The 19,475-nt window shown below is 50.8% G+C and carries 21 protein-coding genes; 9 read left to right on the plus strand and 12 right to left on the minus strand.

The annotated features are described in order from the left end of the window. Positions 1 to 9: 9 nt before the first annotated feature. The 5 genes from AB5903_RS02910 to AB5903_RS02930 form a co-directional block, all read right to left on the minus strand. Positions 10 to 204 carry a hypothetical protein gene (locus AB5903_RS02910; RefSeq protein ID WP_008655004.1) on the minus strand — a complete coding sequence of 65 codons (195 nt, stop codon included), beginning with the start codon at positions 202 to 204 and terminating at the stop codon, positions 10 to 12. Next, entirely contained in the window at positions 201 to 554 is a 354-nt protein-coding gene (locus AB5903_RS02915) for a hypothetical protein (RefSeq protein ID WP_117858275.1), read from the minus strand. The genes AB5903_RS02910 and AB5903_RS02915 overlap by 4 nt, the downstream gene beginning before the upstream one ends. Before the next feature lie 516 nt (positions 555 to 1,070). Beyond that, positions 1,071 to 2,336 carry a PcfJ domain-containing protein gene (locus AB5903_RS02920; protein ID WP_117858274.1) on the minus strand — a complete coding sequence of 422 codons (1,266 nt, stop codon included), beginning with the start codon at positions 2,334 to 2,336 and terminating at the stop codon, positions 1,071 to 1,073. 2 nt (positions 2,337 to 2,338) lie between these two features. Beyond that, on the minus strand, positions 2,339 to 2,764 hold the full coding sequence (locus tag AB5903_RS02925; protein ID WP_008654998.1) for a PcfK-like family protein: 426 nt from the start codon (positions 2,762 to 2,764) through the stop codon (positions 2,339 to 2,341). Between the two features lie 17 nt (positions 2,765 to 2,781). Continuing rightward, positions 2,782 to 3,267 carry a hypothetical protein gene (locus tag AB5903_RS02930; protein WP_008654997.1) on the minus strand — a complete coding sequence of 162 codons (486 nt, stop codon included), beginning with the start codon at positions 3,265 to 3,267 and terminating at the stop codon, positions 2,782 to 2,784. Between the two features lie 459 nt (positions 3,268 to 3,726). Here AB5903_RS02930 and AB5903_RS02935 point away from each other — a divergent pair, with 459 nt between their 5' ends. Continuing rightward, positions 3,727 to 3,894: a hypothetical protein gene (locus tag AB5903_RS02935; protein ID WP_165450458.1), complete on the plus strand. Its 168-nt coding sequence runs from the start codon at positions 3,727 to 3,729 to the stop codon at positions 3,892 to 3,894. A 2-nt stretch (positions 3,895 to 3,896) separates the two neighbouring features. Next, complete coding sequence (locus tag AB5903_RS02940; RefSeq protein WP_117858270.1) at positions 3,897 to 4,496, plus strand: GNAT family N-acetyltransferase; 600 nt, start codon at positions 3,897 to 3,899, stop codon at positions 4,494 to 4,496. 79 nt (positions 4,497 to 4,575) lie between these two features. Here AB5903_RS02940 and AB5903_RS02945 read toward each other — a convergent pair whose 3' ends face one another. The 6 genes from AB5903_RS02945 to AB5903_RS02970 form a co-directional block, all read right to left on the minus strand. After that, positions 4,576 to 5,481, minus strand: coding sequence for a hypothetical protein (locus AB5903_RS02945; RefSeq protein WP_117858269.1), 906 nt, complete (start codon positions 5,479 to 5,481; stop codon positions 4,576 to 4,578). A 929-nt stretch (positions 5,482 to 6,410) separates the two neighbouring features. Continuing rightward, on the minus strand, positions 6,411 to 8,141 hold the full coding sequence (locus AB5903_RS02950; RefSeq protein ID WP_149923568.1) for an ABC transporter ATP-binding protein: 1,731 nt from the start codon (positions 8,139 to 8,141) through the stop codon (positions 6,411 to 6,413). A 12-nt stretch (positions 8,142 to 8,153) separates the two neighbouring features. Continuing rightward, positions 8,154 to 8,774, minus strand: a complete 621-nt coding sequence (locus AB5903_RS02955) for a class I SAM-dependent methyltransferase (protein ID WP_117858264.1) — start codon at positions 8,772 to 8,774, stop codon at positions 8,154 to 8,156. 10 nt (positions 8,775 to 8,784) lie between these two features. Continuing rightward, positions 8,785 to 10,587: an ABC transporter ATP-binding protein gene (locus tag AB5903_RS02960; RefSeq protein ID WP_149923567.1), complete on the minus strand. Its 1,803-nt coding sequence runs from the start codon at positions 10,585 to 10,587 to the stop codon at positions 8,785 to 8,787. A gap of 24 nt (positions 10,588 to 10,611) precedes the next feature. Next, a complete protein-coding gene (locus AB5903_RS02965) occupies positions 10,612 to 11,433 on the minus strand; it encodes a class I SAM-dependent methyltransferase (RefSeq protein ID WP_149923566.1) in 822 nt (273 codons plus the stop codon). A gap of 132 nt (positions 11,434 to 11,565) precedes the next feature. Beyond that, on the minus strand, positions 11,566 to 12,177 hold the full coding sequence (locus tag AB5903_RS02970) for a TetR/AcrR family transcriptional regulator (RefSeq protein ID WP_117858261.1): 612 nt from the start codon (positions 12,175 to 12,177) through the stop codon (positions 11,566 to 11,568). A gap of 237 nt (positions 12,178 to 12,414) precedes the next feature. On the opposite strand from AB5903_RS02970, the gene AB5903_RS02975 reads away from it, so the two are divergent. From AB5903_RS02975 to AB5903_RS02985, 3 genes are all read left to right on the plus strand, one after another. Next, the gene (locus AB5903_RS02975; protein WP_147542211.1) at positions 12,415 to 13,221 is read left to right on the plus strand and encodes a KilA-N domain-containing protein; all 807 of its coding nucleotides are present in this window, start codon (positions 12,415 to 12,417) and stop codon (positions 13,219 to 13,221) included. 161 nt (positions 13,222 to 13,382) lie between these two features. Next, positions 13,383 to 13,913, plus strand: a complete 531-nt coding sequence (locus tag AB5903_RS02980) for a Crp/Fnr family transcriptional regulator (RefSeq protein WP_172624273.1) — start codon at positions 13,383 to 13,385, stop codon at positions 13,911 to 13,913. A 79-nt stretch (positions 13,914 to 13,992) separates the two neighbouring features. Further along, positions 13,993 to 14,412: a DUF4405 domain-containing protein gene (locus AB5903_RS02985; RefSeq protein WP_117859335.1), complete on the plus strand. Its 420-nt coding sequence runs from the start codon at positions 13,993 to 13,995 to the stop codon at positions 14,410 to 14,412. A gap of 131 nt (positions 14,413 to 14,543) precedes the next feature. Here the strand turns inward: AB5903_RS02985 and AB5903_RS02990 are convergent, their stop codons facing one another. After that, positions 14,544 to 14,690 (minus strand): hypothetical protein, encoded by a 147-nt coding sequence (locus AB5903_RS02990; protein WP_172774847.1) that lies wholly within the window; start codon positions 14,688 to 14,690, stop codon positions 14,544 to 14,546. Positions 14,691 to 14,880: 190 nt separating this feature from the next. Here AB5903_RS02990 and AB5903_RS02995 point away from each other — a divergent pair, with 190 nt between their 5' ends. The 4 genes from AB5903_RS02995 (at position 14,881) to AB5903_RS03010 (ending at position 19,314) form a co-directional block, all read left to right on the plus strand. Beyond that, entirely contained in the window at positions 14,881 to 15,540 is a 660-nt protein-coding gene (locus AB5903_RS02995; protein ID WP_117859333.1) for a recombinase family protein, read from the plus strand. 523 nt (positions 15,541 to 16,063) lie between these two features. After that, positions 16,064 to 17,125 carry a DUF3575 domain-containing protein gene (locus AB5903_RS03000; RefSeq protein WP_227212753.1) on the plus strand — a complete coding sequence of 354 codons (1,062 nt, stop codon included), beginning with the start codon at positions 16,064 to 16,066 and terminating at the stop codon, positions 17,123 to 17,125. After that, a complete protein-coding gene (locus tag AB5903_RS03005; RefSeq protein ID WP_149923564.1) occupies positions 17,122 to 18,147 on the plus strand; it encodes a DUF5119 domain-containing protein in 1,026 nt (341 codons plus the stop codon). The genes AB5903_RS03000 and AB5903_RS03005 overlap by 4 nt, the downstream gene beginning before the upstream one ends. An 87-nt stretch (positions 18,148 to 18,234) precedes the next feature. Further along, positions 18,235 to 19,314 (plus strand): fimbrillin family protein, encoded by a 1,080-nt coding sequence (locus AB5903_RS03010; protein WP_149923563.1) that lies wholly within the window; start codon positions 18,235 to 18,237, stop codon positions 19,312 to 19,314. Positions 19,315 to 19,475 lie beyond the last annotated feature (161 nt).

Raw genomic sequence — 19,475 nt, forward strand, 5'->3', positions numbered from 1 at the left:
GAATACCATTTAATGAGCCATGTTGTAGTAAATTTCGGGTTCGCTCGATACGTTGTAAATCTGACTCCCGCAACGTACCAATAGGGCGTTTTTTCCGTAGTAAAGCTGCTTCATGCCGGTTATGTTCCCCGTGCGGTGAAAGTTTGGGAAACGGCTTATTCCTGCCTTTTCGGCGTCTCGTGTGTAGAGGGTTTTCGTTCTCATTGCATGGTTGTTTTTAATGTTTCATAAAGTTTTTCTATCATGGCTTCCGCCTGCTCCATATCGCTCACGATGTCTTTGATTCGGTAAGGTGCGCCGTTCTTGCCATGCCCGTCCGTACCAATCCACAGGTAGGCTTCATAGTCGGGGTCGAAGTCTTCGTAATATGTTTCAACTTCCTGTAACAAGCTGTCGGTGTCATTGCCTTTCATCTCAACCGAGAAACTGAAATCCTGCCCGTGAGGTGTGTATTGCTGAAAATCGAACACCACGATGTCCGGTTTGTCAGTATCGGTTTTAACTTGCCAGCCTAATTGTTCAGCTATGGCGATAATCTGTTCTATTGCTGTCATTGTTCTGTTTTTTTATTTCCCTTTTCTTGAAGCCTTCCGACTTCGCCCAAAGGGTTGATTTTTACGTGCAATTCCCAACGGCGAAAGCAAGAACAGCAGGCAAGGAACGGAGGTTAAAATTTTATGAAATGCCGCAATCTGCGATTGCGGAAAGTTTGCGTCAAATTTTATCCGGAGTAGCGAAGCGGTACTTGACACGCTGTTCGTTCGCCGTACCTTTGCTGCGTAAAAACAGGCCGTGGCGATAGTGGAGATTCCATGAAATGATACGCCCAAGCATACAAAGGGAATGGAGGCAAAGATCTCCGGCCGTTACAACAGGAAACGACGGCCGTATGTGTCTGCGGTATAAAGGGCAAAAAAAACGTCGAACGATTGTCCATCGGACAAAATGTAAGGGAATGGAAAAAGAATTGTCTGTATAACAGAATGTTCGACATGGCCTTTATCGGGAATATGAACAACCACCTGTCCCGATTGGCAGGTGGTTGCCCGATATAACTTCCGCAGCCGGTATCAGGCGGCCATGCGCTTTCGGATAAGGGCGATGTTCTTATGCACGAGGTTCATAATCCGCTTGTGATATTTCGTATTTTTATTACACAGTCCTCTCGACTGCAGCACCTTGAATGTTTCGAGGCTCAACTCAACGGTCTCGACCCTCTTGTTTTCTATCCGTGCGGAGAATACCAGCGTATCCGGTTTGAGGTAATATTCGCACTGTCCTACGCAGTGATGTAACGCATTGCCCTCGTCGTAATAGGCTTCCACGCTGTCCAGTACACGGACAACTATCGTCCCGTCCGTGAACTCCAGACCGAAAAACTTGCCTTTCAACTCCCTGAAACGTGCTTCGTTTTCCCTCGCCCGTTTCATCTGCTCCATGCGTTTTTCCCGCTCTTGGAGAATACGCACCTTGTTCTGGTACTTGTCGTGTTCGACTTTCAAATCGGCAGGGCAGACATAGTGGGCGTTGTGCAAGTCTTTGTCGCACCTGTCGAGCATACGGAGATAATCTGCCCATATTCCCATGTCCTTTATCCGATACTTCTGGCGTAACACGATTTTGTAGGACGGCCAACAGAAATCCAAATCCTGCGGGTGGTCTATAAAATACTTGAGGTCGCGTTTGCGTCCGCTTTTGAGTATCGTTTCCACACGGTTGTCTGACAGCAGGGCTTTCATCAGCTTTTGCGGGGCGATGTCTGAAAACGAACCTTTCAGACCGTTACGCCGTAACTTCGGAATAACCGTGTATTTCGGATAGACATAGCAGTCGGCAATGTGGCGATACACATAGTTATCGTTCCGCAGTTCCAACCCCGACCCGTACAGAAAACAATCCAAGTAACGTCCCATTGCCCGTTGTAAGGCCGTCAGAGCGGTTTTCCCGTTCTCGTCCAACCAATACCTCGCCACTTCGCACACGTCCGTCCGAGCTTTCCGGCTCTTGTGATAATAAACGGTCATTCTGAAAATCCGCTGCACCTGAAATCCGTCCTGCGTGGTGATGACAGAAAAATAGCTTTTCTCATCTGTCTTGCGGCAAAGCGTGTCTTTGAGCGTCAGTTTGGCGTGGCAGTTCGGGCAATGGCAACGCTTCGCCTTTGTCTCGTTCCACCTATGACCGCAATCGAGGCAGGTCGTTTGTCCGCTCGGTGTACGAAAAGCGTAATGTCCGACGGTATGCCGGAACGCCCATTCTGCCTGTTTCTCCGTGATAGGCAGCAACCGCCCGTTGGCGGCTACTACCTGATGCTGAAATTTTGTCCGTGCTTTCATGGTCAGAAATCGAAGAGTGAGAGTTCCGTTTGGGTATTCTGTACAGCTTTGGCGGTCGGCTTCGGCCTGCTGTGGCGTTGCTGTATCTTGCGCATTTCTTCCTCCTGATAGGCTTTCAGCGCGTCTTTTCGGGCTTGCGCCTTTTCTTCTTCGGTCAGCTCCACCTTGTGATTGACCACGACGCCACAACTGATAGGTTTGCCCACGTCGATGTTGTCCTCATCATAGTAATGAATGGCGAGCGACCACACCTCGTCGTCGGTCATTCCGCAACAGCCGCTTGCCTTGACTTGATTGAGAATGAATGTGATACAATCGTCCAAGTTTTTGTTTTCTTTGGCATAGGAGACGGCGAAAAGTTCGTCCGTCCGTGCCTTGCCATCCAAGTATTCCTTGATAGTCCGTTTGAAATGTTCCGTACCTTTCATCGTTCAGCGTTTTGAGGTTAAAAATGATAGTCGATGACACCGCCGATGTAGAGCAGCGTACCGGGTTTAAATTCACATGCCTGCCGCAGGAACTCGTAGGATTGCTCGGCGTTGGATTGCAGCCCCTCCTCGTCCATGTAGAACCAGTAAGCGGTATCGAGCGGGTTTTTCAGGAACTTTTCGAGTTGATAGACCGGGCCAATCCAGTCCTGCACGCTTTCGGGGGTAAGGGCTTCCGCCCTGCTTCGAATGTCTGCGATGAAATCTTCTCTCCATCGTTCCGCACCGCCTTTGTAGCGTATGGTATCGTCGGAAACAAGCTCGAACATGCCTTTGGGCAGAATGTTGTTTACCAAGTTGTCGATATGGAACTGGCGTTCCTCATCGTCAATCTCCGCACAATAGTCGAAGAAACTATCGTCGCCCTGCGTGAGGGTGTCCTCGTTCAGGTAGTTGTCCTTGCTCACCCGTGTTTCGGTAATTTGAAAAATCTTGCTGTGCATAACTTTAAATTTTTAATTTGTTGAACTTGCTTTTTTCTTCTCCCTGCTTTCGGAGCCTTTCGGCTTCCTTGGCGGGAGAGATTTTACATGCAAGCCAGACAGCGGGGAAAGGACGGAAAGGCAAGCAAACGGCCGGGGAATTTCACGGAATACCCAATCCGTCGAGGTACGAGGCGGGGGCTGAAAGGCCATCTTCGATTTGCGGAAGGCTGCCGGGCAAATCCGCGAGCCGTTAGCATAGTGGTGCTTGACGCCGGACGACCGCTGTACCTTTGCATGAGAAAATCCAACCGGCGAGGATGTGACGACAGGATGATGAGAGATATGTAATATGGTTAGAATAACCACTTAAAAAGTGGCAGATTGTTTGTGAATTGACATAAACCTGTTACGGTTAAATTCAACGTAGCATTTTGTTGTATGGCAATAAAGTAGTATTTTTGCATAAAATTAATGACTATGGCTATAACGATTAAGAATATTCCGGTTTTGGAAGGTGCTACGGCAGAAGATTTCGTGCGTAGTGCCGACAAGAATGCTGTAAAGGTAACTCCACGGTTGTCCGTGGCGGCCAAGAAACGGCTACAAAAGGTATTGGAAAAATCCCGTTCATTCCGATTCAACTGACAATGGACGGGATTTCCTTATACGATGATTGCGTCATGCTTGCCTATAACAAGGAAGTGCGGGAAAAGTGTCTCCCTTTCACTTGCGGCGAGGATGATCTTGATGATTTTTTCCTTCATGATGCCGATTTATATGCGGATGAACTTTTAGGGAAAACTTACTGTTGGGTGACGACTGAATTTCCGCACCGTATTGTAGCGTTGTTTACCTTGGCTAATGACAGCATCAAGACCAAATTAATCTCTTCCAATGACAAAAATCGTTTGCAACGTAACATCGTAAACCCTAAACGTGGGCGTAGCTATCCGGCTGTATTGATAGGAAGACTGGGGGTAAATCGAGAATATCAGGGCACACCGAGCCATGTCGGGCAGCAACTGATGGTCTTTATAAAAGACTGGTTCCGCCACGAGGACAATAAAACGGGATGCCGCTTTCTCGTAGTGGATGCGTACAACGAGGACAAAGTGCTTAAGTATTACGACAAAAACGGCTTTGTACCCCTGTACAAGACCGAAGAGATAGAAAAGCAGTATTATGACATTCCACAAGACGCACCCTTGAAAACGCGTTTGCTGTATTTTGACTTGAAAAAGGACTGATATAACTTGACATTCGATAGAAACGGTCTCGGACGATTATTCCGGGACCGTTTTTTTATGTGCATATCTCTGCCGGGGATTAATATTTGCCATGCGTATGCCTGTAAAAATAGTCTTGCAGGGATTGGTAACGGTTTTGAATATTCGCGTTTTCATTGAAACCGTTCAGGCAATGGAGCAAAGCTTTTTCGAGCGTGGTGTACCGACGGCTGAAAGTCTGTATATTATCCAAGCAACAGGCTTCCAGAGCGTATTCGAACGGTGCAAGGTTTTCAGGCTCTCTCCGAATCCGCACATGCCACAGGAAGAACAACTGAATCGTGAAACTGTCGGATTCACCCGCTTTCATCAAATGTCCTTCATCGAGCAACCGCCGGACAAGCTCCGGGGTAAGCTGACAATTATTTTTCCGGTAATACTTGCGTTTTGCCGTATTATAGGCTGCGAACTGTTCGATGTCCTGTGCCGTCAGCCCCGGATAGAATGCACGTACTTCTTTGCCTGTAACAGCGATTTTCTCTCCTCCGAACTCGTATTCATACGTCTTTTCATCGGATATTTCTTCTTCCGTAAAGGTTTTGAATGCGTAACATTCCGTTACGATGAACGGTTCTTTTCCAAACTCTGCCAGAGATTCGAGGGCATGGATACTGCCACAGGAGAAGAACATGTTGTTTCCGATACTTTCATCGCTTCCCAGCAGCCGGATTTTTACGTCTTCGGAATCGTTGGTGTACTTCCATACTATCCGACAGCTTGCATAATGAGGCTTCCTGCCGTTCACCTCGACAAATCCGGCAAATCCGCTCTTGATGGCGGCCTTTGTTTTCTCTACATCCGTCAGGACGCTTCGTACCTTACAGGTTTCGCACCAACCGGATTGCAAAGAATCGTCGGCAATTTCCGTTATCACTTGGGTGTTGGGGTTTACCGTGGCTTCGCATACTACCTGCGTACCGCCACATCGTGTACATATTATACTCATATCTTGTCAAGATTAAAAATTAATATATCTTTCTATCCGCTATTTTGAACTTGTCGATAAGGTTCTGCAAACGGCTGTAAATCCTTTTCAACCAAACCGTTTTTCCAGATTCAGCTTAAAGCGTAACATGAGGCGACACTTCCCATCGCATTTACGAACCGACCCCATATAGGCGCATTGACCGCTTGTTTCATCAAACAAAAAACATGACTGCTGAAATGTCTCAAAAATTTTTGTTTTAACCTGTCCGTCCAGAACTTTCCCTTCCGTAATTTGATTAATATCTGCGTGCATAATACATAAAAGTTTAATTAAACATCCGAATTATTTATTTCCCTCCCCTCGGAGGCCTTTCAGCTTTCCTTGCCGGGAGAGATTTTACATGCAAGCCAGCACAGTGGGAAAATGAGGAAAAGGCAAGGAAACCGCCGGGGATTGAACGGAATACCCAACCCGACAGCGCAGCACGGCGGGGACCGAAAGGTCATCTTCGATTTGGGAAGGCTGCCGGGCAAATCCGCGAGCCGGTTAGCGGAGCGGTACTTGACGACCGAATGACGCTGTACCTTCGCATGGGAAAATCACACCGACAAGGGAGTGCGGCAGGGAACGATAAGAATGAGAATAAATAAAAAGGAAAGGCGAACGGGATATAAGAGGGATAGAATATGGACTTGAAAAGGAAATTTTTCGGTATAATTATAATAAGGTGTTTCCGGACACGAGGCCGGGTAGCGGTCTTGTCTCTGCCATAACCGAAAGGTCCAGCGAACAATGAATAACGCAACATCGTTCAGCAGTCAGAAACAGTAACTATGCCGTCGTACTGATTTACGACAATGCCGATAAGATAAGGAAAAGCCGAAAAGAGGGGGTTGCCTTCTTTCCGGCTTTTCGTGAAAGTCCTATTATCCGGGCTTTCCGTTATTCTATACGGTCCAGCCTGCGGATTTCTCCTGAATCGTCCACAGACGGGCATAAAGCCCCTCGTGCCGCATCAGCTCGTCGTGCGTGCCCTGCTCCTTTACCCGTCCGTCTTCCAGAACGACGATCCGGTCCGCATTCATAATCGTCTTGAGCTTGTGGGCGATGACGATGACGGTGCGTCCCTCGATAAGCGTGTCGATGGCTTTCTGCACCTCCACCTCGTTTTCCGGGTCGAGCGATGCGGTCGCTTCGTCCAGCAGGATGATCGGCGCATCCTTCAGGATGGCGCGGGCGATGGATATGCGCTGCTTCTCGCCGCCGGAGAGCGTGCAGCCGCCTTCGCCCACCATCGTGTCGTATCCCTGCGGCAGGCGCATGATGAAATCGTGGCAGCAGGCTTTCTCGGCTGCTGCGATGACCTCCTCGTCCGTCGCACCGGGCTTTCCGAAGCGGATATTGTCGCGTATCGTGTCCTGAAACAGATAGACGTCCTGGAACACCATCGAGATGCGGCTCATCAGACTTTCGGGTTCTATATCTTTCATCGGGACGCTATCGAAAAGGACACGCCCCTGCTGCGGGTCGTAGAATCGGGCGCAAAGTTTCATCACCGTACTTTTCCCGCTGCCCGAAGGACCGACGAGAGCCGTCAGCGTGTTCTTCGAAAACGCAATGGAAACGTCCTGCAGCACCGTCTTGTCCTGATAGGCGAACGACACATGCTCGAAACGGATGTCGCCGGTGACCGGAGCCTGCCGTTCGCCTTCCATCTCCGGCTCGTTCATCAGCGTGAGAATGCGCCCTCCGGCAATGGAGAAGTAGCGGAACTCCGCAAAGTTGGTCAGCGCCGAAGTCAGCGGGTCGAACACACGCGAGCCGACCACGAGGAACAATACGAACACGAGCAGCGAGAGTTCGCCTCCCAGCAGCAGGTAGGTTCCGCACAGCACCATCAGGGTCAGTCCGGCCCGCACCAATGTAATGCACAGCAGCACGAAAGGACCCAGCAAAGCCTCCTGACGGATGCAGGCACGGCGCAATTCCGCAAAAGCGTCGCGCAGCCGGACAAAGCGGTCGCCCAGCAGGTTGTAGGCTTTCATCACCCGAATGCCCTGCAAGTATTCCTCCAAGCGGTTCCCGGCATTGATTTTGGCTTGTATCTGCTTGCCGCTCAACCTTTTCTGCACACTCGTGCTCATCCATAGGACAAGTATGGCGACCGGCAGGGCGGCGAACATGGCAACGGCCATCCGCCAGTCGATCCATACCAGCGAGAGGAACGCCAGTACGGGCATGACGACGGCTCCCATCAGTTGGGGCAAATGGTGGGAAATGCCCGTCTCGGCCATCGTGAAATCGGTAACGAGCATGGATGAAAGATCGCCGGGGTCGCGCCGGGAAAGAAATCCGAGAGAGAGTTTCCGCAGATGTTCCGCCAGTGCGATACGCCCCGACGCACTCATCTCGTAGGCTCCTCTGAAATTGGCCCGGTAGGAGGTCCGTTCAGCCAGAGCCATCACCAGCATATAGACGGCCAATATGCCGAAAATACACCACAGCCTTGCCGTGTCGAGCGGTCGTCCGCTGCCGTCGAATGCGGCGAAGATGATGCGCACCGCCTCGATGGAGAGACAGAAAGGTATGATATTGACCAGATTGACGAGCATGGTATAGCCCACGGGCTTATAAAGACGCTCCGTATGGCCTATCGTAATGTTTTTAATCGCATTCATATTCCACTCCTTTCATTTATGTGCGATGATATGCAGTTCTTCTTTTTTCTGAATCATCCGAATGTCGGAAAATCCGGCTTTGGACAGCAACCGTTTCAGGTCTTCGGCTCCATACACCGTCATTCCCTTTATCCTGTCCGTCCACGCCTTTCCGAGTTCGGGGTCGCTCGCTTCCAGACTGATGAGAAAGCATCCCCCTTTCCGGAGCACGCGGAAGACTTCGGCCAGCGCCTTGCTGACGGGAGACCAGAAATAGACGGTCTCGAAGGCCGTAACGGCATCGAAGGCCCCGTCCCCGTAAGGCAGGGAGCAGACATCGCCCTGCCGTATGAAACAGCGTCGATCCAGTTCTCCTGCATTGTGCCTGCGGGCGAAGGCGACGCTCTCCTCCGACAGGTCCATGCCGTAAACTTTTCCCTGCGGACACAGCTTCAGCAGACGCTTTACGTTGGCGCCGCCCCCGCATCCGATGTCCAGCACATTCCATTCCGGCCGCCAGTCCACCTGTTTCATGCCGCGACGGGCCAGCGAAGCGTGGAAACAGTTCATTCCCCGCAAAATCATCCGTCCCCAGAATCCCTGCGGGCAACTCGTATTCTGTAAAATATCGTTCAAGAAACTATTCTTTTTCATATCTCCGTATTCAATTTTTGTTCAACTTCCAATGATAAGCGCTCGTATAGGCATCCCACATGTTCTTGTAGAGACCCTCGGCGACGGATAAGTCGTCGTGCCGGCCCTGCTGTACGATCCGGCCCTGCTGCAAGACCACGATGTTGTCCGCCGAGACGATGGACGACAGCCGGTGGGCGATAATAATCACGGTCTTGCCCTTTATCAGGGATTGAAGGGCCTGCTGCATCTTGTATTCGTTCTCCGGGTCGGCGAAGGCCGTGGCTTCGTCCAGCACCAGTATCGGCGCATTCTTCAGAATGGCGCGGGCCACGCATACCCGCTGCGCCTCGCCGCCTGACAGATACACGCCCTCGTCGCCTATCCTCGTCTCGTAGCCTTGCGGCAGCCGCTCGATGAACTCGTGGCACTGGGCGGCTTTGGCCGCTGCCACTACCGTTTCTTTCGTGGCGGCGGGGGAACCGACGGCGATGTTCTCGTACAGCGTGTCATAGAACAGGAAAGTATCCTGAAAGACGAATGAAACGGTATCCATCAACTGCGGCGTAGCAATGTTCCTGATGTTCACGCCGCCGATGAGCACCTCGCCCTGCTCCACGTCCCAGAAACGGGGAATCAGATTCGCGACGGTGGACTTGCCGCTTCCCGAAGGCCCCACGAGCGCTGTAATCCGGCCTTGCGGCGCCGTAAAGCAGACATCGCGCAGCGCCTCGGTACGTGTGCCCTGTTCCGTATTTTCGTAGGAGAACGACACGTGGCGGAACTCCACCTCATACGACTGTGGCACTTCGGGGCGTTCCGGTTCGGGAACGGGCTTTTTCTCCAGAATGCGGTCGATCCGCGCCACGCCTTCGTCGATCTCCTTGGTGTTTCCGCCCAGAAACGTCAGTTTGTAGATGGGCGAAGCCACACCCGGCCCCATGATGATGAAAAACAGCCATACGGTGGCCAATGCAAGCGACTGGGGATTTCCTTGTATTAACAGGATACCCACAGGTAGAATGAACGTCACCATCGAGTTAAGCAGGACGGTGAACGCAATCATTCCGTTCTGGTAGGTGTCGCAGCATTTCAGGGCGAACGTCTTATACGCCTGTATCTCGGCATTGAACTGCCGGAACGAGCGGACGCTCTGTCCGAATATCTTCACTACGGGCATTCCCCTGACGTACTGCACGGCGGAGGCGCTCATCTTCTCCTGCGCGTCATAATAGATACTCATGAACTCCCGTGCCTTCTTTCCCATGAAATTGGAGAATTGCAGGGCGAAACTCACCAAAACCACGGCCAGACAGACCACTGTCAGCCATGTATCCAGCGAGAAAAAGATGACGAGCATCACCACGACCGTCGCCACTACGTTCACCAAGTCGGGAATCGTGTGGGCGATGAATCCCTCGATTTTCTCGATGTTCTGCTCCATCGTCTTCTTGATGGCTCCGGTAGAGGTGTTGTTGAGATAACCCAGCGACAGCTTGCCGATGTGTTCGGACAGCCGGACGCGCAACCCGTACAGAATGCGGAATGCCGCCACGTGCGAGAACATCAGGGCGGCGTACAACAGCACCAGTCCGCCGATAAGCCCGCAGAAGGCGATCCAGCCCCAGCGAATCATGCCGGCTCCGTCCACCGAAGCCGGGCTTGCACCGTGCGTCAGCAGCTCTTTCAACACCTCGTACACCGCCCAATAGGGTACGAGCATACACACGGCGCTGCCTGCCGACAGCAGACCTGCCAGAAAGAGCAGTCCTTTCTTCTGTCCCGCAATCTCGAACAGGCGGGACAGACCTTCTTTCTTCTTTGTCTTATCCATTGTCTTTTCCGATTTTATACCTTGTCATTTCGATACGATTTCATATCCCAACATTGAGCTGAACTTGTAGCACAACCGCGTCATCCGTCCCAATATCTGCCCGAAGAAGAAGCCCCAGCGCGGACGGAAGAATTTCATGTAGTTGGCCTGTTCCAGAAGGCGCAGGCGGGGTTCCCATTGTTCTACCAGACGCCCGTCGCTCAGACCGGAGCGGATTTGCGCCTCGTGTCCGCGGAGCGAATCGGGTTTCACCCCGTGACGGCTCATTATTGTGCCGCAGACATCGAACCACAGTTCGCCGCCCCCGAAACGCTCCGCTACATGATGCAGGAATGCCTTTACCTGCTTTTCGTAGAAATACATCAGCACGCCTTCGACCACGAAAATAAAATGCGCATCGGAATGCCGACGGCGCAGGTCGTCCAGCCAGTCGGTTTCCAGCAGGGAGGCCGCGATATAGGGATTGCCCGGCTGCTCCGGAATCAGCTCGCGGCGTAGCGCAATGACTTCCGGCAGGTCCATGTCGTAGAATACAGCCTTCCCGTCGCCGATACGCTGGAAACGGGTGTCCAGACCGCACCCCACGTTCACTACCACCGCATTAGCGTGTTTCCCGATGAAGCGGCGCACGGCACGGTCGAAAAACCACCCGCGCACCACGCAGCCGACCTCGCTCAGCTTCGCCCCGTCGAAACGGGAATAGTCGTATTCCAGACTGTCCACCAGACCCTCCGCAACCTTGTCGTTCAGAATCGGGTTCTTTCGGCGGCTCTCTTTCGCCCTGTAGTAGAGCGGAATGAGCAATGTCTCGGCGACAATGCTCTCGAATTTATGTTTCTGTTTCATTTGTTATGATATTTATTAATGAACGATATTCAGATTTGTTCACGAATAAAAAAAGAGGAAACCTTCGTGAAGATTTCCTCTTTTCCCGCTGCCCCGTCACGGCAGCTCGTCCGTATGTGTCTTTTCTATCCGTCATACCTTGATAATGGCCCTCCAACCTTGAATTTCAAACAGAATATAGTCGTGCAGAATGGATTCCATTTCCTGCTTGGGCACTGCGTGCATCAACAGTTCCTCGAACAGCGTGAACATCCACACCGTATGCAGGTGAATGATGAAGTCGGACACGGCCGTATTTATATCCGGATACTTTTTCTTCATGGCGGCGAACCATGCCTTGACCAGCCCGGTCGAGCGGTCGGTGTAGCTTTCGCGAAAATGTTCCAGCGAAGAGCCTTGGGCACGGAACAACAGGATCTCCAGCAGACTGCGATGCGTTTCGATGAGTGAAACGTATTCGTCGATACAGGCTTTCAGATATTTTTCGGAACGCATCGTCATCACGTCCTCGCCGCGTATGCCGTGATGCTCCTGCAACATGGCTTCCATAGCGTGCAGGACGGGACGGACCACTTCACAGAACAATTCGTCCTTGTTCCGGAAATAATTGTATATGTTTCCCACACCGACCCCGACGGCTCCGGCAATCTCACGCATGGAGGTCTTGGAATACCCCTGCTGCCCGAATCGCTGTTCGGCGACTGCCAATATGCGGCCGCGTATGTCTTCTTTGAGTACCTGCATAAATAATGAACGACGTTTCCGTTTATATTTTGCAAAAGTACGGGGTTTGAATTTACTGGACAATACCTATTTGTGGTGATTTTACATGATTGAAATAAGGGAAAAGCAGGTATTACCGGAGGTAGCGAAATACCTTGTTTATATCCGAAAGGAAAAGTCATATTGTTCATTGAAAAGGAGAAAGTCTCATAGATTATAATTACTTTTGTACTTAAAACTCAAAGAATCAAATATAAAATGGCAAAGATTACAGTAAAAGATACGAGTGTCACAATTATATCAGTCAACGAGAATGATTATATCAGCCTGACAGACATAGCAAGATACAAAAGCGATGATCCGACTGCGGTTATCGGGAACTGGCTGCGTAACCGGAATACAATAGAATATCTGGGTATTTGGGAGAGTTTATATAACCCTAATTTTAAACCCCTCGAATTCGAGGGGTTTAAAAAGGAAGCCGGGCTGAACGCCTTTACCTTATCACCGACAAAATGGATAAGTACGACAAACGCAATAGGAATACTATCCAAGTCAGGACGCTACGGCGGCACTTACGCTCACAAGGATATAGCATTTAAGTTTGCAAGCTGGATTTCCGTTGAATTTGAACTGTATATTATAAAGGAGTTCCAACGATTAAAGACCGAGGAACAACAGCAACTCGGTTGGTCTGCCAAACGGGAACTGTCGAAAATCAACTACCGCATACATACCGATGCTATAAAACAGAACCTTATCCCGGCAGAGGTAACCGCCAAACAAGCCAGTATTATTTATGCCGATGAAGCCGATATGCTGAATGTGGCGATGTTCGGTATGACCGCCAAGATGTGGCGTGAGCAACACCCCGAACTGAAAGGGAATATCCGGGACTATGCCTCTATTAACGAATTGATTTGCCTTTCAAATATGGAAAACCTCAATGCAGTATTTATAGACCAAGGTATTCCGCAGGGTGAGCGGTTGATTAAACTCAATCAGATAGCCATTCAACAGATGAAAGTATTGGAGAGTGACGGAAGCAAAAAATTGCTGAAATAGTAAAAAGAACAAGGATTGTCCATCGGGGTAATCCTTGCTTTCCATGGCGTATCTATCTTTTAGGTCACAGGTTTTATAATATACTATGGTAATTATATACATCCTAAATATTATTTTCGCCAAGGATATAACAAACCATGACGAATAAAGATGAAATAACAATGAACTCTGATAAAAACGCCTATTTTCTATCGCTTCCGGAGATAACCGAGTTATCTGTTCCTCCCAAAACGATATTACTGGAAGAAGGCAGGATAGCGGACAAGTTGTTCTTGATCCGGAAAGGTTGCCTGCGCCTGTTTTTCAACAACGAAGGGCAAGACATCACTTTCCAGTTCTTTTTCGAGGGGGATTTCGTCGCATCGTTCGACAGCCTGTATAAACGGACACCGAGCCTTTTTTCCTTGGAGAGCATAGAGCCGGCTGAACTGTCGGTAATGAAGCGGGAAGATTTTTTCAGAAACCTCGGACAGAAGCCCGTGTTACGGCAGATATACGAGGAAAAAATCATCGAACGCTTCCATGTCTATCAGCGGCTCTTCCTTTCCCGCATAAAGAACACCCCCCAACAACGGTATGAAGAACTGCTGAAAGAATACCCCTCCATCATACAGCGGGTTCCCCAGCATTATATTGCCTCCTATTTGGGAATTACAGCCGTTTCCCTGTCGAGGATCAGAAACAGGCGATAGTTCATTTCTTTACATTTGTTATCGTCCGGTTCCAGTCGAAGATGCGAACTTTGCCGCATCTATTAAAACCGAAAGACAGATGAAAAAGATTTTTGTAATAGACTGGAGTCTGATTCCCGTGTTTGTCCTGTCCGCATACTCCGGAATCGAATTGCATGTGGCCGACTATGAAGGTAATCACGAGGTATGGCATAATTGGGCAGTTTTCCATGTCCTGACGAGCCTGCTGTTCCTCATGGCCTCCATATTCCATATAGCGACGCATTGGGGCTGGTATAAGGGAACTGCCAAGAACGGAATAGGCCGGAAAAGCAAGGTCACGGCGGTACTGTCGATTCTGTTCCTGTCCGTGGTTCTGACCGGATTCGCTTTATTGGGCATAGAAGGAGCAGGTTCCCCGGTCGGGCTATGTCATTTTTGGACAGGAATCGTTACAACTGTCCTTTCTATCGGCCATATACTGAAACGCCTTCCGTTGCTACGCAAATCATTGAAATAAGCACAACCTATCCAACGGACAACTTTCGGACAAAGCGTTTTTACAGAAATCGGGGTACTTATTACAAATGCGGCTTCTTGCTTACCGAGAATACCGCATTTTTCTTTTATTCCCCGACCTATTATTCGATTTCAGCATTGCTCGTCTAACCATTTGGGGCATCCGGTCCATTCGTCACCATTCAAATCCGGCATCAGGGAATGCCTGTTGCCATAGGCTCCGACTTCATGCAGTCCCACGAATGTGGCATTTCCTCCGCAAAGTTTTTTGCTCTTCACGAGCTTATGCCTTTTTCCGAAGGAGATGCACGTGCCTGGCTTTCCCGACGATACTTCGGATAGACATTAAAATAGGTGTAAAATAAGATGTTACGCTTATAATTATACACAAAATCCTTTCATTTCGAACCATCATGCCTTATTTATACCGGACGGGGGCAATGTCGCTCCCGTAAAATAATTAAGGACTATGATAATAGGTTATTTAAGGGTCAGCACGGGCAAACAGAACCCGGCTAACCAACAAGACGAGATCCGGCGTTTCGCCGACAGTAGAAATCTTTCCGTCAGCCAGTGGGTAACGGAGATCGCCAGCGGCAAGAAAAAGGGGTGCGACCGCAAATTAGGGGGACTGATACGGCGCATGAAACATGGCGACACGCTGATTGTCACGGAAATATCACGCCTAAGCCGCACGCTGACGGACCTCATGGCCATCATGGGCAAGTGTCTGGAGAAGGGAATCAACCTTTACACGACCAAGGAGGGGTATTCGTTCGACAACTCCATCAACAGCAAGGTACTCTGTTTCGCATTCGGTTTGGTTGCGGAGATTGAACGCAACCTGATTTCGATGCGCACGAAGGAGGCGCTCGCCCTGCGGAAAGCCGAGGGTGTCGTCCTTGGCCGGAAAAAAGGCAGCTACACGAAAATGAACGTGCTGATCGAAAACCGGAAGGTCATCGTCGGCATGTTGAAGCGGAACTGTACGATTGCCGATATATGCAGGCGTTTCGACATTTCGCGGGATACGTTCATGAAATTCCGCAGTCACTATAAGGAAATAGATAAGGCCATGAAAGAGAAAGAGATAAGACGGAAAGGGGAGTTGCAAAAACGGACGGTATGATTTTACGTTGGTTAAATCGTTCGTTTTCAGCCACAAAATTACAAAAACACAAATTATCCACAAAAAAAATCTGCAAAAAATTGCGTTTCAACTCTTTGAGTAGGACAAATTTTCCCGGAGTGTCCGAATAATACGACCTTTTTTCCGATAGTCTTTTTAACGAACGATTAAACCAACAAATAAATCGGCATAACTAACAGTTATCCGGCTGATTATTTGTTGGTTCGGTGCTTTTTTGCCTCTAAAGAAAGAAGCACGGCACGGACAAACGTACAGAGATTGAATAAATAGCTGATATAAATAAATTGGCATAGACAGAATTATGACAATGAAACGAATACTGTTATTATTTCTTTTATTCTGCGGCGGGTATGTTCATGCGCAAGAGTTGGACTCGGTCCGTATCCATTACCGGCAGGGCCACAGGGAAGTGGACGTGCTCTTCCGGGACAACCGCGCGGAACTGGAGCGTTTTATCCGCACCCTGCGTGAAGAACACGGTGCGGGCCGCCTTGAAAGCGTCGTGATACGCTCGTGGGCATCGCCCGAAGGTGTGAACCGTCTCAACGAGGTGCTGTCAGAGCGCAGGGCCGACTCCCTGAAATCCTATCTCGTGCGCCACGCCGGAATCCCCGACAGTTTGATCTGCATACATGGAGAAGGTATTGCGTGGGACATGCTGCGCCAGATGGTTGCCGTCTCGGACATATTATACAAGGAAGAGGTGCTGCATATCCTTGACCATACGCCCGTATGGGTGTTCGACAAGGCAGGCCGCGTAGTGGACGGACGCAAAAAACAGCTCATGGACCTGCGGGGCGGTATGCCGTACACCTACATGCTGGAGAATTTCTTTCCCGAACTGCGCTCCAGCCTCTCGGTGGCCTGCTACCGGAAACCCGAACCGCCCGTAAAAGTCATTCCCCAAAAAGAGACGAAAGTGAAAGAGCAGGAACCGGCCCTGCAACCCGATAGCGTGGCAGAAACGACCTCCGAGCCGGCAACGGTGCGGCAGGAAGCGACCGTGCAACCGCAGAGACCGACGGTGCAGCGGCTGGCCGTCAAGACCAACCTGCTCTACGACGCGATACTGATGCCTTCGCTCGAAGTGGAGTACCGCATCTCCGACCGCTGGACGGTGAACCTCGAAGGCGACATGGCATGGTGGAAGAACGACGGCAAGCACAAGTATTATCAGGTGGCCACGATCAGCCCGGAGGGACGGTGGTGGTTCGGACAGAAGCAAGGCAGCCCGTGGCACGGACACTACCTCGGCGTGTTCGGCGGCTTCACGTGGTACGACCTTGAAAACGGCAAAGAGGGCTATCAGGGCGAGGCCGAAATGGTGGGTGTCAGCTACGGCTACATGTTCCCCATCGGACGGCGGCTCTCGCTGGAAGCCGGTATCGGTCTGGGGTACATGCACAGCAAGTACGAGGTGTACGACCCGATACCTTACCTGGGCGGCACGCATTACGTCTATCGGCAGACCAGCAAACTGGACTATTTCGGGCCGCTGAAACTGAAACTGACGCTCGTCTGGCGTTTGTGGAACACGGATAAGAAGAAAGGAGGTGCACGATGAGACGCACATCGCTATATATGGCATTATACGCCGCCACGCTCCTGCTGTTGGGTGGTTGCCGCAAGGATCTCTGTTACGACCACCCCGACCATGCTTTCTCCGTTCAGGTAGACCTCACCGCCACGTGGGAACAGGAATGGGAACGCAGCTACCAGACCGACTGGCAGTCCGTGTGGAACTCCGCATGGCCCCAACGCTATGACGACCTTCGCCCCGACGTGCCCACAGGTATCCGTGCCCGCATCTATACCGGCGGCATCGCCGAGAACGAGGGCAACCTGTCGCCCGAAGGCGGCCGTCTCTACATGAACGAGGGTACGCACGATCTGTTGTTCTACAACAATGACACGGAATACATCGTCTTCAACGACATCGCCGCACTGACTTCCGCACGTGCTACCACCCGCAGCCTGACGCGGGGGTCTTTCGAGGCCATGCACGCGGACGAGCGCACCGTGAACCAGCCCGACATGCTTTACGGCGCATACATAGGCAGCTACGAAGCCCTGCCCACGCAGGAGACTGTCAGCCTGCCCGTGCGTTTGCAGCCGCTCACCTATACCTACCTCGTGCGCTACGAGTTCCAACAGGGGTTGCAGTACGTGGCCCTCGCCCGCGGAGCACTGGCAGGCATGGCCGAGAGCGTCTATCTGAACGACGGACACACCGGCCCGGAATCGGCAACCGTGATGTTCGACTGCACCCTGCGTGACTACGGTCCGGAGGCCACGGTGAAATCCTTCGGCATTCCCGACTATCCCGGCGACCACTACGGTGACGACACCCGCACCACGGAACATACCTACCACCTCAATCTCGAAGTGCGCCTGCACAACGGCGCGATGAAGACCTTCGAGTTCGATGTGACGGACCAAGTAAAGGCCCAGCCCCGTGGCGGCGTGATTATCGTCTCCGACGGTCTTGTCATCACCGACGAGGAAGGGGCGGCAGGCTCCGGCGGCGGTTTCGACATCGACGTGGAGGGATGGGGCGATTACATCGACATCCCCCTGCCATTGTAAGAAAGGCGACCTGTATAAAACAGGGGACCATTGATAATTAAACAATTAACCAAACAACAATGTATTTTTAATTTAAACTTTTGCAACATGAAGAAGAGTTTATTTTTGCTGGGAGTCACCGCAGCGGTGCTCTCCGGCTGTAGCAATCAGGAAGTGATGGACGTGGCCGACTACGCCAACCAGCCCATCAAGTTTTCAACTTTTGTGGACAAGACCACCCGTTCCGGTGATGTCGCGCAAGCAACTTTTCAGAAGTTCTGGGTATTCGCACAGAACAAAGCCGTATCAAGTGCGGAGTGGGCAGATGCCTTTACCAACGTACAGGTGAATAAGATAGGCGATAACAATTGGCAGCCCATAAACACCTACTACTGGGAACAGAACAAAGAGTTCCGCTTTGCGGGCTATGCTAACGGGGAAAGCCAGCTTGACAACACAGTTGTCAGCTACGATGCCGGTTCAACGAATGACAATTCAACATCCGGCCTGCTGACTTTCAAAGAGTACAGCACGGACGGAAAGAACGACCTCGTGGCCGCAATGGGAAATGAGAATAACTACACATGGGACGGTTCTACTGGCGATGCTCCGGCGGTAGGCATGACGTTCCGGCACATGCTGTCCAAACTGACTTTCACATTCAAGACCAAAATGGCCAATACTTACACCGTGGCAGTAAGCAGCCTGCGGATAGAAAAGGCTACAACCAAGTCTACAGGAACGTACCACAAGGACAACAACGGAACAATCAAATGGAATAGCGACGGACTCTTGAATTATACGGGTACATACACCTTTGAAAACATCCCCAATGTAACGGCCGATGCCGCCAACGAACAGGGGTATTTCAGCCAGATGTGCGCACCCTTGTACGTCATTCCACAGAGCTGTGGCACACTGAAGGTCAACTTTACCGCAACGGTAAAGAACGATGCCCAAGAGACGGTAGGCCAGCAAGACTTCGTTGCCACGTTGAGTTACTCACCGAGTGAAACTGAAACTAATTTGCAAAAGGACACGTGGACAGCCGGATACTATTACAACTACACGGCCGAGTTGAAATTGGAAGATATTAACACCGACCCGAATGCCAAACCTATCAAGTTTGACGTGACTGTAGATGACTGGAAGCTTACCACGCCGGGAGACGACCTTACTCTGAAGTAAACGGTTGCCGTACCTGCCAATCCGTTTCCGTGAGTTGCCCGACCCACATCCGTGAGTTGAGCAACTCAGCATGGCGAGAAACTCAACTCGGCGAAACGGGAAACACAACTCGACCGATTAGTCCAATCGGTCCGAAGAATACAGGCCGGGCGGGGTTGAAT

Origin of the sequence: Bacteroides sp. 2201st1_D9_2201SCRN_220225 (assembly GCF_040928965.1) — a bacterium.
GTDB classification, from domain to species: Bacteria; Bacteroidota; Bacteroidia; order Bacteroidales; family Bacteroidaceae; genus Bacteroides; species Bacteroides stercoris.

Excerpts from the sequence above, each read along its gene's own strand:
- AB5903_RS02910 (WP_008655004.1), bottom strand. The coding sequence starts at position 204 with ATGAGAACGAAAACCCTCTACACACGAGACGCCGAAAAGGCAGGAATA.
- AB5903_RS02915 (WP_117858275.1), bottom strand. The coding sequence starts at position 554 with ATGACAGCAATAGAACAGATTATCGCCATAGCTGAACAATTAGGCTGG.
- AB5903_RS02920 (WP_117858274.1), bottom strand. The coding sequence starts at position 2,336 with ATGAAAGCACGGACAAAATTTCAGCATCAGGTAGTAGCCGCCAACGGG.
- AB5903_RS02925 (WP_008654998.1), bottom strand. The coding sequence starts at position 2,764 with ATGAAAGGTACGGAACATTTCAAACGGACTATCAAGGAATACTTGGAT.
- AB5903_RS02930 (WP_008654997.1), bottom strand. The coding sequence starts at position 3,267 with ATGCACAGCAAGATTTTTCAAATTACCGAAACACGGGTGAGCAAGGAC.
- AB5903_RS02935 (WP_165450458.1), top strand. The coding sequence starts at position 3,727 with ATGGCTATAACGATTAAGAATATTCCGGTTTTGGAAGGTGCTACGGCA.
- AB5903_RS02940 (WP_117858270.1), top strand. The coding sequence starts at position 3,897 with ATGGACGGGATTTCCTTATACGATGATTGCGTCATGCTTGCCTATAAC.
- AB5903_RS02945 (WP_117858269.1), bottom strand. The coding sequence starts at position 5,481 with ATGAGTATAATATGTACACGATGTGGCGGTACGCAGGTAGTATGCGAA.
- AB5903_RS02950 (WP_149923568.1), bottom strand. The coding sequence starts at position 8,141 with ATGAATGCGATTAAAAACATTACGATAGGCCATACGGAGCGTCTTTAT.
- AB5903_RS02955 (WP_117858264.1), bottom strand. The coding sequence starts at position 8,774 with ATGAAAAAGAATAGTTTCTTGAACGATATTTTACAGAATACGAGTTGC.
- AB5903_RS02960 (WP_149923567.1), bottom strand. The coding sequence starts at position 10,587 with ATGGATAAGACAAAGAAGAAAGAAGGTCTGTCCCGCCTGTTCGAGATT.
- AB5903_RS02965 (WP_149923566.1), bottom strand. The coding sequence starts at position 11,433 with ATGAAACAGAAACATAAATTCGAGAGCATTGTCGCCGAGACATTGCTC.
- AB5903_RS02970 (WP_117858261.1), bottom strand. The coding sequence starts at position 12,177 with ATGCAGGTACTCAAAGAAGACATACGCGGCCGCATATTGGCAGTCGCC.
- AB5903_RS02975 (WP_147542211.1), top strand. The coding sequence starts at position 12,415 with ATGGCAAAGATTACAGTAAAAGATACGAGTGTCACAATTATATCAGTC.
- AB5903_RS02980 (WP_172624273.1), top strand. The coding sequence starts at position 13,383 with ATGAACTCTGATAAAAACGCCTATTTTCTATCGCTTCCGGAGATAACC.
- AB5903_RS02985 (WP_117859335.1), top strand. The coding sequence starts at position 13,993 with ATGAAAAAGATTTTTGTAATAGACTGGAGTCTGATTCCCGTGTTTGTC.
- AB5903_RS02995 (WP_117859333.1), top strand. The coding sequence starts at position 14,881 with ATGATAATAGGTTATTTAAGGGTCAGCACGGGCAAACAGAACCCGGCT.
- AB5903_RS03005 (WP_149923564.1), top strand. The coding sequence starts at position 17,122 with ATGAGACGCACATCGCTATATATGGCATTATACGCCGCCACGCTCCTG.
- AB5903_RS03010 (WP_149923563.1), top strand. The coding sequence starts at position 18,235 with ATGAAGAAGAGTTTATTTTTGCTGGGAGTCACCGCAGCGGTGCTCTCC.